General features: G+C 39.6%; 12 protein-coding genes. 9 read left to right on the top strand and 3 right to left on the bottom strand.

Features of this window, described 5'->3' with window-relative positions:
• The first annotated feature begins 2 nt into the window (after positions 1–2).
• The 4 genes from EO113_RS06090 to EO113_RS06105 all read left to right on the top strand — a co-directional run bounded on the left by EO113_RS06090 (position 3) and on the right by EO113_RS06105 (position 2,494).
• Complete coding sequence (locus EO113_RS06090; protein WP_009353587.1) at positions 3–581, top strand: cob(I)yrinic acid a,c-diamide adenosyltransferase; 579 nt, start codon at positions 3–5, stop codon at positions 579–581.
• 63 nt (positions 582–644) lie between these two features.
• Positions 645–1,499, top strand: a complete 855-nt coding sequence (locus tag EO113_RS06095; protein WP_127061612.1) for a hypothetical protein — start codon at positions 645–647, stop codon at positions 1,497–1,499.
• Between the two features lie 36 nt (positions 1,500–1,535).
• Entirely contained in the window at positions 1,536–1,886 is a 351-nt protein-coding gene (locus EO113_RS06100) for a GerW family sporulation protein (RefSeq protein WP_009353763.1), read from the top strand.
• Positions 1,887–2,038: 152 nt separating this feature from the next.
• Complete coding sequence (locus EO113_RS06105) at positions 2,039–2,494, top strand: OmpH family outer membrane protein (RefSeq protein WP_009353765.1); 456 nt, start codon at positions 2,039–2,041, stop codon at positions 2,492–2,494.
• Between the two features lie 53 nt (positions 2,495–2,547).
• Here EO113_RS06105 and EO113_RS06110 read toward each other — a convergent pair whose 3' ends face one another.
• From EO113_RS06110 to EO113_RS06120, 3 genes are all read right to left on the bottom strand, one after another.
• Complete coding sequence (locus EO113_RS06110; protein ID WP_127135812.1) at positions 2,548–2,829, bottom strand: DUF1637 domain-containing protein; 282 nt, start codon at positions 2,827–2,829, stop codon at positions 2,548–2,550.
• Between the two features lie 94 nt (positions 2,830–2,923).
• The gene (locus tag EO113_RS06115) at positions 2,924–3,577 is read right to left on the bottom strand and encodes a hypothetical protein (protein ID WP_127135813.1); all 654 of its coding nucleotides are present in this window, start codon (positions 3,575–3,577) and stop codon (positions 2,924–2,926) included.
• 1 nt (position 3,578) lies between these two features.
• Entirely contained in the window at positions 3,579–4,766 is a 1,188-nt protein-coding gene (locus tag EO113_RS06120; RefSeq protein WP_126940984.1) for a DUF1858 domain-containing protein, read from the bottom strand.
• A gap of 567 nt (positions 4,767–5,333) precedes the next feature.
• On the opposite strand from EO113_RS06120, the gene sfsA reads away from it, so the two are divergent.
• The 5 genes from sfsA (at position 5,334) to eis (ending at position 12,392) form a co-directional block, all read left to right on the top strand.
• Positions 5,334–6,488, top strand: a complete 1,155-nt coding sequence (gene sfsA / locus EO113_RS06125) for a DNA/RNA nuclease SfsA (RefSeq protein WP_127135814.1) — start codon at positions 5,334–5,336, stop codon at positions 6,486–6,488.
• A 154-nt stretch (positions 6,489–6,642) separates the two neighbouring features.
• Positions 6,643–9,117, top strand: coding sequence for a DNA gyrase subunit A (gene gyrA, locus EO113_RS06130; RefSeq protein WP_127135815.1), 2,475 nt, complete (start codon positions 6,643–6,645; stop codon positions 9,115–9,117).
• Between the two features lie 249 nt (positions 9,118–9,366).
• Positions 9,367–10,284, top strand: a complete 918-nt coding sequence (locus EO113_RS06135) for a DUF2156 domain-containing protein (RefSeq protein ID WP_052847073.1) — start codon at positions 9,367–9,369, stop codon at positions 10,282–10,284.
• 187 nt (positions 10,285–10,471) lie between these two features.
• Positions 10,472–11,080, top strand: coding sequence for a LysE/ArgO family amino acid transporter (locus EO113_RS06140; protein WP_126940981.1), 609 nt, complete (start codon positions 10,472–10,474; stop codon positions 11,078–11,080).
• Positions 11,081–11,201: 121 nt separating this feature from the next.
• A complete protein-coding gene (gene eis / locus EO113_RS06145; RefSeq protein ID WP_127135816.1) occupies positions 11,202–12,392 on the top strand; it encodes an enhanced intracellular survival protein Eis in 1,191 nt (396 codons plus the stop codon).
• The last annotated feature ends 41 nt before the right edge of the window (positions 12,393–12,433 follow it).

Below are 12,433 nucleotides of genomic sequence, written 5' to 3' on the forward strand. Positions count from 1 at the left end.
TTATGAAATCCTATGTACAAGTTTATACAGGTGATGGCAAAGGGAAAACAACAGCAGCCATCGGCCTAGCAGTGCGTGCTGCAGGAGTAGGAAAGAAAGTGCTACTACTTCAATTTATGAAATCTAAGGTGTACTCAGAACATGCTGTATTAGATCAATTAGACCCTATCACAGTAGAAACAGTAGGAAAACCTTTTTTTATTATTCCTGAAGGCATGAAAAGCGATGAAGAGTTGCGTCGATGGGGAGATGATGTAGTCGTGTTTCCTAAGGGGCAGCCGCCACAAGAATATAAGGATTTGATTCACATAGGTCAAGAAAGAGCTCTACAGGCTGTGGCAACAGGCGATTTCGATATTGTTATCTTAGATGAATACAATATGGCTTTGTTTTTTGGATTAATTGAAGAAGCAGAAGGGCGTGATCTCCTAGCAGCTCGAAATCCAAATGTAGAAGTGGTATTTACAGGCCGTGGTGCCCCACAATGGCTTCTTGACGAAGCGGATTTAGTCACTGTCATGGAGTCATATCGTCATTATTATGATCAAGGCGTAGAAGCACGTCTTGGTATTGAGCATTAAGGGTAAAGAATGTTATAATTTAAGTATTAACATCGTATAACATACTGAAAGGTAGGTGGTATCGTGTCACTATGGATGATTCTATTGCTATTGGTAATAGCTGTCATCATAGCCATTCTATGTATTCCTATCACATATAGTCTGAAAGTAAGTTCACGCAAGCCCTATGAATTTGACTTCCGATTAGAATGGATGTACCGAGTGTTAAAGGTGCATCTCGCCTATAAGCAAGGCCATTCCTTGTTTAAGGAAGTTTATGTATTAGGGTCTATGAAAGTCGGCTCTGCCCGTGATTACGAGGATTGGTTAAATCGTAGGGTAAAAGAAGAGCTAGATCCCTTAGCGACAGACGACGAGCAAGATGATGTAGACACAAAACACGTGGAAGAAGAAAGAGATCCGTATCCATTATCTGGATATACGGGCCCAGAGCCAGTAACATCTGTACGATTTGATGCGAATGGACATGTCTTGGATTCAGTAGATTCTACATCACCACAAGAAGAAACGACGGAAGAGAAAGAAGATACAAAAGATTTACCAACATTTTGGTGGTGGAAACATGTATCAAACCCTAAACTCTATGAAGCACTGTTTATAGTTAGTAAGCAATGTGCTAGTCATGCTAGTCCTAGAGTATTCCGATTAGAAGGGGATTTTGGAATTCCTAAACCCTATGAAATGGGTCTCATTACTGCAACAGCCTATACAGTGTGCCCCAAACAAGTGGAACAGGTTAATTTCACTTATACGGAATTTGCCTATACAGGTAGTTTAGAAGTAAAAGGACATATGCAGCTAGGTGTATTTGCTTTCTATGGAACTCTATTTATAGTAAAAAAAGCAGTTAGAGAGTGTCTACTGGACAGCGTAAAAGCATTTGTACAGTATCGACGTCGTAAGCAAAGTGCAAAATAAAAACTTTCAGAAGTTGAAGAATAGTAGGAGGTCATGATGGATACTAAACTTACAAACTTAAAAGACAATTTAGAGCCTTTATTTGAGCAATTTAAAGAAATGATTCGTGTAGAAACAGTAGTGGGTGAACCTGTGCAGTTAGGGGATACTACGATTGTACCATTTGTGGATGTATCCCTTGGTTTAGGGGGATGCCAAAAAGCTGGCGGTGGCGGAGCAAAAGTTGAGCCAACAGCTGTGCTTGTAATCAAAGGGGAACGCATTGAATTATTCAATATTAAAGGATCTGCTAAATATACTGGCTTTGATCGTTTAATCGGCATGGTTCCAGAAATTATCAGTAAATTGAAAAAAGAAGAATATGTCTATGTAAGTGAGGATAAATAATAATTAACTTATCATATGGATGTGTAGAATATATTTCATTTAGATTTCATATATATAAAGTATAGTAAGGGGGCAAGGTGATTTGCTAATTGGAAATAACTTTGCTATACTAGATAAATAGATGAAAATATTTCTCACAGGGAGGCTTATACATGAACTTAACTAAAAAGATTGCAACTTTAGGTGCACTAGCTGTAGTTGGTGCTTTCACAGTATCTAACGCTGCTAATGTAGGCGTAATTAACGAAGAAGCTATCTACACGGGCTATAATGGCTTTGGTGCTATCCAAATGCAAATTGATAAATTACGTGCTGAATACGGTCCTAAATTAGAAGGTGAATTCAAGAAACTAAATAACTTTAAAACAGATGCAGAAAAACAAGCATATTTTGATAAAAGTGTTCGTGGCATCCAAGAAAAATATAATCAAGAAGAAGCAAGTGTATTAGCTCCATTGGATAAAAAAGTAGCAGAAGCAATTCAAGCTATTGCAAAAGAAAAAAATATCGATGTATTAGTGGCTAATCCAACATCTGCTGGCGCTGTTAAAGAAGGTAATCAAGTTATCGACTTAACTCCAGATGTAGTAGCACGTATCAACAAATAAGATATAAAGAAAACCCTCAGATCGCAAGGTCTGAGGGTTATTTTTATATTGGCTTATTTATGAATTAGGTTCACAATGAACTCGCTATCTTCCACCAATGTAGCTTGGATATAGTTGTTGCCATCGAAGTGCAATACTTCCCCTGGTGTTAAGATATGGGATTCCGTTTCATTAAGGAATACGTTCACTTTACCTTTTACCACAGTGAAGATAACGTTAGCCTCTGGATGATTGTGTTTTTCCACTTTGTCACCAGCGACGCCGCCTTTTTTCACGATTTTGTAGTTTGAGCCATCAAAAATTAAACCTAGTTCTTGTTTTACAGTTCCTGCCATAGTAGAACCTCCTATTCTGGGGACTTTCACAGTGGTGAAAGTCAATCACTGCAGCGAATGTGCTGCCATATATAATATAAAAAGGATAAGCTACTTAGCTTTTAGCAATTGTATATACAGGAATATCACCATCAAGGTTTACGTTGAACGCAAAGTCCGGTGCTACGTGACTGACGAAGGCACTGAACCATGCTTGGAAGGCAGCGGCCATAATAATTGGATTCACGCCCGCTGTTTTCCAATAAGAAATTTGATTTTGGTGATTTCCGTACCAACTAAAGGTAGTTTCGGTTTGCTCGATCACAGTATCGCTTGGGTCACAAGGCATACCATTTACATAGTAGTCTTGCATCACAGTGTAGATCGCTGGTGCTGTTTGAGCTGTCAGTTTTTCTTTCGCTTCTGTACCGCACATGGCACCTTGTTTGATAAAAGCTTCTAATACAGCGTCAATGCCATCATCGCCACCACAATCAGTTAAATCTTTGATAAAAGTAGCTTCACGAACAGAAGATGTTTGTAATTGGTTGTGTAACCAGCCATGAATATTATTATGGTCAATGATACGATCCAACTGACGATCTGGAGGAATTGGTTTTCCATACAAATCGATAGCGGTTGCATATAACTCATCTGCTAAATCGTCGAGGCGAGTGTGTGCCTCTTTTTTAATCAATTGTTCGCGTTCAGCGATAAGCTGAATTTTTTTGTATAACCAGAAATGAATGTGTCCCAGTACTGCTGACATGTTAAGCTCCTTTTCGTGCGACTTCTAATTTGGAAACAAGTTCATCCACATCCATGCCGTGAATGCTAGCGGCTTGCCATAATGGTTCCCCCGTGGAGGAAGGACAGCCTAGACAACCCATACCGATGGATTGCAACACAGGCACCGTTTGTGGATACATATCTATAATATCACGAATGATGGAATCTTTTGTAATAGCAATTTCAGATACATTGCGACCTGCATTGAGTTTTGCTACTAATTCATCGATGTCCATGCCGTGGATATTTGCCGCTTGCCATAGAGGTTCCCCTGTGGAAGAAGGACAGCCTAGGCAGCCCATTCCCATGGATTGTAAAATAGGAATCAATTCTGGATATACGTCGACGATATGACGAACGATAGTATCTTTTGTAATGAGTTGTCCAGGTGAAAGTGGAGTAGCTCCTTTGTCGTTAGCAGGTGCAGTAGCTTCTGTAAGTCCTGCATTGCCTTGACCTGGTAATTTGACCACTGGTTCAGCGGATGCTTTAGCAGCAGATGTTGGGGAATCCACTGTATCTAACACAGCAGCTCGGAATGCGTCGAGACCGATGCGGTCAATGAATTGGCCGATACGCTCGATTTGGGCATTTTCTTTGTAGTAGGCAATCATGCGATCGATGATAGTGAGTACTTCTTCTTCAGTAGCTACTTCTGTGATTAAGTCGCCTAAGCGTGGATGAGCGCCAGCACTACCACCTGCATAGATCTGCCAACCCTGATCGTTGCCGATAACGCCGATATCTTTGGTAATCGCTTCGGAGCAAGAGTTAGGACAGCCAGATACGCCAATTTTCATTTTGGACGGCATTTCTTTAGAAATGTATTTTCGTTCTAATTGCATACCCAAGTGAACACTGTCTTGTTTTGCCCGTTTACAGAATGTTGTACCAGGGCAAATTTTTACAGAACGCACACGATTGGATACAGTGTGTGCTGGTTCCATACCTAGCATTGCCCATGCTTTGTCCACATCTTCTGCATTTAGGTTGGTAATCATGATGCGTTGTGCACCTGTAATCTTTAAAGTTGCGTGGAATGTGTTTGCCACATCGATAAATTTTTGTAACATTTGTGGTTGTACGAAACCACCAGGTATGCGAGGGGTAATCGCATAGGTGCGTTTTCCATTACGGATACGCTGTAAATTGCCTGCCACTTGTGCCATGTGTATCTCCTTAGTATTGAGTAAATGTTGATAATTTTTATGTATGTCAAAGTTATGAAATATTATATATGACTAGGCGAAAGCCTATGCTCTTAGTATACTATAAGAAGTGAATCTTGTATGTAGCCGAGGCAACTGTTTTTATTCACAAATAATACACGGCTTATACACTGAAAATTTAAAGTTACACACAGAATTATCCACAAAAAGTGATTAAGTTAAGAGAAAAATAAATGTAAAATATAGTTAGTTACGTATTACACACAGAATATACACAAGATAATCACATGGTTATCCACAGTTCGGTATAATAGTTGCAATACTTAGAAGTTGCACACAGAGTATACACAAGATACCCACAGAATTATCCACAAATAGTGTATATATGGTTGGTAAAAAATATTTATAGAGTGTTTTATTTAAGTTAGTTATAGCATATTAGTATGTGGTTTAATTTATATATAAATAGTTGAAAATACATTAGCTAAATACCTTATGAAGCCCATAAGTGTTATAAGGAATTCACTATTGTATATGAAGTGATAGAAAAGAAAGATAAGGATATATATGAAAGTATTATATGAAAATGTACAGACTGCTACCTTTGTAGAGAGACCTAATCGATTTGTGGTCCATTTAGAATTACAGGGACAAATCATAGCTGCTCACTTACCGAATCCAGGTCGTATGTGGGAACTTCTTTTTGTAGGGGTGAAGATGTATGTGGTGCATCATCCAAAAGAAGGTGCGAAAACACAATATCGTGTCATCGGTATTGAACGAGAGGGTGTTCCCATTATGTTGGACACTAATTATTGTAATGACATGGCAGAGTACATGATCGAGGAACAACTGATCCCTGGATGGGAAGAATGGCAAGTGGTACGACGAGAGTACACAGTAGGTCATAGCCGCTTTGACTTATTGCTCACTAATGATAAGGGTGAACATTTTTTACTGGAAGTAAAATCTTGTACACTATTTGGCGATCAAGGGGCGATGTTTCCTGATGCGGTGACAGAGCGAGGTCGAAAACACTTACTACATTTGCAAGAGTTACAGCAAGAGGGATATCGTACGGGGATTCTATTCTTAGTGCAATGGGGACGAGCTCTGTGGTTTTCCCCAGACTTTCACACGGATTTGGAATTTACTAAGACATTTATTGAGGTGGCACCACAATTAGATTGGAAGGCCATGGCATTACAGTGGACTTCAGATTTTCACAGGCCTACGGTGGTACGAGAGTGCCTGTACAATGATGTGGTTGTGCGCATAGAAGCGGAGGACCGAGGCGATTACCTCATGGTGTTGCAGGTGGAAGAGCCAGTGACCTTAACTATCGGAAGTAAAGGAGACATGTACTTTGAATCCGGTTATTATGTGTATGTAGGGTCAGCGAAAGCCAATTTAGAAAAACGTATTGAACGTCACAAACGGAAGCGGAAAAAGAAACATTGGCATTTAGATTATTTGCGAAGTGTTAGTACTGTCATTGCTGCGTTACCGATTCGTAGTTCCAGTGATTTAGAATGCGAATTGGCGAAGGCGATGAAGGCTATTAGCGTAGACGAGGTGAAAGGCTTTGGCTGTAGCGATTGTCATTGTGATTCACATTTATTCAAAATGGATGTGAATCCTATCCATGATGAACGATTTATGATCGAGGTGGTAGAGCAATTTCGTATGAATCGATTGAATACGATGATGTTGGACAGGTAGCTATAAATCTGTGAGAATATTTATTCAATATATACGTTCACAAGTGTTTATATTTGAGCATATTGAAATTTTTGTGTAAAAAGATAGAAAAAAAGTGCATAAAATGGTATAATAATTTAGTTAATAGGTTCGTTTTTAAAAATGAGGTGATACAATGGAGGAAAAGGCTTGGAGTCATGGCAAGATTGTGCCAGTCCAAATCGATAAAGAAATGCGTAGCTCCTACATCGATTACGCCATGAGCGTTATCGTTATGCGCGCCCTTCCAGATGTACGTGATGGGTTGAAACCTGTACACCGTCGTATTCTATATGCGATGCATGAAACAGGCATGACACCGTCGAAACCGTACAAAAAATCGGCTCGTATCGTCGGCGACGTACTTGGTAAATACCACCCACATGGTGATAGTTCTGTGTATGATGCAACGGTGCGTTTAGCCCAAGATTTTAATACAAGATATCCACTGGTAGATGGTCATGGTAACTTTGGTTCCATTGATGGCGACTCCGCAGCGGCTATGCGGTATACAGAAGTTCGTATGTCTCGTATTGCTACAGAAATGCTAGCAGATATCGAGAAGAAAACAGTGGACTTCATGCCGAACTATGATGAATCTTTGGAAGAACCAACCGTGCTTCCTGCAAAGATTCCAAACTTGTTAATCAATGGTTCCGCCGGCATTGCCGTTGGGATGGCAACGAACATTCCTCCCCACAACTTAGGAGAAGTGGTAGATGGTCTAGTGATGCTTATCGACGATCCAGAGGTAGATGTGAATCAACTGATGACAGCTATCAAAGGCCCAGACTTCCCAACAGGGGCGTCTATCCTTGGCCGTGAGGGCATAAAAAAAGCCTATGCCACAGGTCGTGGTAGCATCAAAATGCGTGCGAAAGCTCATATTGAGGCTATGACGAAAGGTAAACACCGTATTGTGGTCACAGAAATTCCGTACCAAGTGAATAAAGCGCGCTTAATTGCAACCATTGCAGATTTAAGCCGTGATAAAGTGGTGGACGGCATTACGGCCCTTCGTGATGAAAGTGACCGTCGTGGTCTTCGCATCGTCATCGAATTGCGTGCAGACGTACAACCAGATATTGTGTTGAATAAACTATATAAACATACACAATTACAAGATACATTTGGCGTAATTATGCTAGCATTGGTGAAAGGCCATCCAAAAGTATTGACTTTGAAAGAAGTACTAGGTCATTACTTAACGCACCGTCAAGAAGTGATCGTACGCCGTACAGAATTCGACTTGGCGAAAGCAGAAGCTCGTGCCCATGTATTGGAAGGTTTGTTGATTGCTTTAGATCACATTGATGAAGTGATTCATACTATACGTAGTTCTCAAACTACAGATATTGCTCGTGCCGCTTTGATTGAAAAGTTCAGCCTTACAGAAATTCAAGCGAACGCTATCTTAGATATGCGGTTAGCTCGTTTAACAGGTTTGGAACGCGAAAAAATCGAAGAAGAACATGCAGCATTGTTAGTGTTGATTGCAGATTTAAAAGCAATCTTAGCCTCCGACGAACGTCAACGTGAAATTATCAAAGAAGAATTGATTGCCATGAAAGAAAAATATGGCGACAAACGCCGTAGTGAAATTACGATTGATACGTCTGACTTCGATGTAGAAGATCTAATTGCTGATGAAGAAATGGTTATCACATTAACTCGTCAAGGTTATATTAAACGCATGAATGCTAATGTGTATCGCAACCAACATAAAGGTGGCGTAGGCGTTGTGGGAATGAAAACAAAAGATGATGATTATGTAGCACAAATTATGCATGTGCGTACACATAATACATTGTTATTCTTCACATCCACAGGTCGTGCGTACCGTTTAAAAGCCTACGAAGTGCCAGAAGCATCTAGTCGTAATTCACGTGGTACAGCCATCATTAACGTATTACCTCTTAATGTAGGGGAAACAGTGACGAACATGATCGACTTAGAACGCATCTCTAGCGATGTGAACTTGTTTATGGTCACAAAACAGGGCGTTGTAAAACGTACGGCTATTGATGAGTATCGCAATATTCGTCGCGGTGGTTTGAATGCAGTGGCATTGGATGAAGGAGATCAGTTAATCTCCGTAGGATTAACCTATGGTAACCAAGATGTATTGCTAGGTACGAAAAAAGGTATGGCTATTCGCTTCCATGAATCTGATGTACGTTTAATGAAACGAGCAGCTCGTGGTGTGAAAGGTATTAATCTCAATACTGGTGACGAAGTTGTAGGCGCTAGCATCATCCACGGCACTGGCGAAGAATGCCAAGTCTTTACTATCAGTGAAGAAGGATATGGCAAACGCAATGTGGAAAGCTCCTATACAGTACAAAAACGTGGTGGTAAAGGGACGAAAAACTTTAAAATCACGGAAAAAACTGGTGAAGTAGTGGCCGTAGAAATCGTGAATGACAACGATGAAATGATGCTTATTTCTGAACAAGGCAAAATCATTCGCTTTGATGTAAATGATATTGCGGTGAAGAAAAGTAAAGCTATTTCTGGCGTGAAAACACAGAACTTAGATGAAGGAGATAAAATTGCCTCTGTAGCGGTTATCTCTGGAGAAGAGTTAAAAGAAGACGAAAGCTTGTTTTAATATCGGCTTTCTTGCCATTCTTAATTGAGTAGAAGGGAAGAGCACGACACATTCCTCTGCAAACTGATTCAGTGGTTAGGTTTGCTCCGGAACATGTCGTGCTCTTCTGTCGTTTGTGGAATTTTGTCAAATAAGGGAGCAAGAAAGACCAATTCTACAATGGCGCTTTTTCTGCATTGAATTTTATCGATGAATAGCATATAATAGTAATGTTATATCATAAAATCAGAGTATTAGGAGGCGAGTCCTATTTTAGACTTTAAGCGTTTTACCTTAGAAGATAAGCCCCGTATTGATGCGTACTTTGGAGAGCATCATTATGAAGCGTCAGATAATAGTTTTACTACATTGTTTATGTGGCAAGATATTTATGGCATTACTTGGGCAGAAGAAGAAGGTGTGTTATTTATTAAAGGTGGTGGAGTGACAGAATCTCCATTTATGTTACCACCGTTTGCTGGAAAAGATGCCAAGTTTGTAGATGGATTACAAATGGCGAAAGAGTGGTTCAAAGAGAACCAAATTCCATTTTTATTAAAAGGTGTTAATCCAATTATGATGGAACGGATGCAAAAGTTGTGTCCAGATTGTTATGAATTTACACCTGATCGTGATAACTTTGAATATATCTATCGTACAGAAGATATGATTACCTTAGCAGGTAAAAAGTTACGTCAAAAGAAGAACCATTTAAATCAATTCCGTATGCAATATTCTAATTATGAATATATGCCAATTGATGAGAATACAATTCCTTTATGTCGTGAAGCGGCAGAGCAATGGGTGGAAACACATCATGAAGAAGGCATTGAAGATGAACTAACAGCTATTAATTTACTCTTTGACCATTGGGATGCATTGGGCCTTGTAGGTGGTTGTATTAAATTGTTCGGACGAGTAGAGGCTTTCACCATTGGAGAAATGTTGAATGAACATATGGCGCTGATTCATATTGAGAAAGCAAATCCAACCATCCGTGGTTTATATCAAGCCATCAATAATGAATTTATTCGTCATGAGTTCGTAGATACACAGTTTATCAACCGTGAAGAAGATATGGGATTACCAGGGCTTCGCATGGCGAAAGAATCTTACAACCCAGATCATTTTGCTGAAAAATATGATGCTCGTTGTATCAAACAAGGCGCCTGTGAGGATAACGTGTAGCGAATAGTATATAATTCCTAGGGACATATGATAAGTTCCTAGGAGTTTTATTTTCTTTCTGACCAAGGAATCGTTTGTTTTTGCGATGTGGCCTTGCGTTCGCTTGCTGATACTGTGCAAGACCCACGTCAAGGTATATAATGACTAGATAGTAACGGGATTGATGTAGAGAATGAAAGGAGCCAATATGACCTATTTTTGGGAAGGCTTACTGATTGGGTTTGCTGTGTTGGCGCCCATAGGGATGCAGAATCTATTTATCATTAATACAGCACTGGTACAAAAGGTATCACGTATTATTACTACCATTCTAATCGTGGCATTTTTCGATCTTACCTTAAGTGTATCGGCGTTTTATGGCATTGGTGCTATCTTTGATATATGGCCTTTTTTGAAAGGCATCGTACTTCTTTTGGGAGGAGCGGTTATCTTTTACATGGGCTATACCGTGTTTAATTCAGAGCCGAATGTATCTCATGTGGATACGAATGTGACAATTTGGAATATTGTGACTACTGCCTTTGCGGTGGCATGGCTGAACCCTCAGGCACTTATCGATGTGACGATGATGTTCGGTGCTGTGAAAGCCAGCATTCCTGAGGAGTCATCCATCTATTTCTTACTGGGATACATCGTGTCTGCTTTTGCTTGGTTTGGAGCATTATCGACTATTATTCACAAATTAGCAAAGCGTATCAAAATTTCGCAACTCGTATGGATCAACCGTATCTGTGGATTGATTTTATTCGGATATGGAGCAAAATTGTTTATAGATGGAGTATTGCTGTATATATAGTAAACTTTCAGAAAAGAAGTGCATAAAGGGTCTAGCAGTAGACCCTTATTTTTTTATATAATACTAATATAAAGTATTCGAACTATTTTCAATGTACCATAACGATGGAAGAGGGATTATTTTGAAATTTAGAATAGCAAAAGATACGGACACAAAAGATGTAAAGCGTTTGTGGGCCTATTGTTTTGAGCCAGAAGGTCATCCATTTTTTAACTATTATTTTGATACTGCTTATGAACCAGAAAATACGATGGTTGGTATCGATCGTAGTTATTTGGTGAGTACCGTCCATTTACGACAAAATATTATACGTGTTCGTGGTGTGGACCTGCCTATGTCTTACATGGTGGGAGTTGCCACAGACCCTATTGTACGTCGTAGTGGGGTAGGCAAGAAATTACTGAAATCAGCATTAGGAGAATTAAAACAACGTGGACAAGGAGTCACTATTTTAATGCCATCGTATGCTGGGTTTTACCAAAAATATGGATGGGATTTATATGCTCATCAATGGGTACAAACCATGAAGCTAGATAATTTGGCCCCACTAGTAGAAACTACAGATAAAACGATGTCCTTTGGGATGTTACGGTCTCCACGGGAGTGGAAACGTTTAGCAGGAGTATATGAGACATATACCAAACCATTATCTGGCTATGCTGTGCGTAAAGAAAAAGAATGGGTTCGCTTATTAGAATCTATTTTTGCAGAAGGCGTGCAAGTAGGGTATGTGAAAAATGATTCTGGACAATTAGAGGGCTATTGTTTTTATCGCTTAGGGGAACCTGAGATTGCTGTGACAGAATTTGTGTATACTACGCGTCGTGCGCAAAAAGCATTGATGAACTTCTTGTACAACCATCGCTCCCAAGGTGACAGTGTACGGTGGAATGAAGGTATGCTGGATCAAGGTTATATCTTTCATCCTAACGGAAAAGTAGGACACAGTACTATGCCTTTTATGATGAGTCGTATTGTAGATGTCAAACTAGCTATGGAAAGTATTCCTGTACCAGTAGCATTAGAAGGGGCTATTCAGTTCGGTGTGAAAGATCCATTATGTGAGTGGAACCATGGTACCTATGTAGTGTCTTATAAAGAAGGTAAGGCGCAAGTAGTAAAACATAAAGAGCATGTAGATATTAATGCTAAATTAGTATTCTCTGTAGGTGCTTTGAGCTTACTTCTCATGGGTCGTATGAGTGCTACAGAACTTGCTTTTGAAGAAAAATTAGAAGGACCAGATGATATATTAGAAGTATTGAATCGGGCCTACCCAAGACAAAATACATATATAAATGAATGGTGGTAAGATACTTTTTAAAGTTGATACAATCACCATAAAATAAGAAA

Source organism: Veillonella sp. 3913 (assembly GCF_003992235.1).
Taxonomy (GTDB): Bacteria; Bacillota; Negativicutes; order Veillonellales; family Veillonellaceae; genus F0422.

Coding starts and splice junctions, on each gene's coding strand:
- EO113_RS06120 (WP_126940984.1), bottom strand. CDS start 4,766: ATGGCACAAGTGGCAGGCAATTTACAGCGTATCCGTAATGGAAAACGC.
- EO113_RS06105 (WP_009353765.1), top strand. CDS start 2,039: ATGAACTTAACTAAAAAGATTGCAACTTTAGGTGCACTAGCTGTAGTT.
- EO113_RS06140 (WP_126940981.1), top strand. CDS start 10,472: ATGACCTATTTTTGGGAAGGCTTACTGATTGGGTTTGCTGTGTTGGCG.
- EO113_RS06090 (WP_009353587.1), top strand. CDS start 3: ATGAAATCCTATGTACAAGTTTATACAGGTGATGGCAAAGGGAAAACA.
- sfsA (WP_127135814.1), top strand. CDS start 5,334: ATGAAAGTATTATATGAAAATGTACAGACTGCTACCTTTGTAGAGAGA.
- EO113_RS06110 (WP_127135812.1), bottom strand. CDS start 2,829: ATGGCAGGAACTGTAAAACAAGAACTAGGTTTAATTTTTGATGGCTCA.
- EO113_RS06115 (WP_127135813.1), bottom strand. CDS start 3,577: ATGTCAGCAGTACTGGGACACATTCATTTCTGGTTATACAAAAAAATT.
- EO113_RS06100 (WP_009353763.1), top strand. CDS start 1,536: ATGGATACTAAACTTACAAACTTAAAAGACAATTTAGAGCCTTTATTT.
- gyrA (WP_127135815.1), top strand. CDS start 6,643: ATGGAGGAAAAGGCTTGGAGTCATGGCAAGATTGTGCCAGTCCAAATC.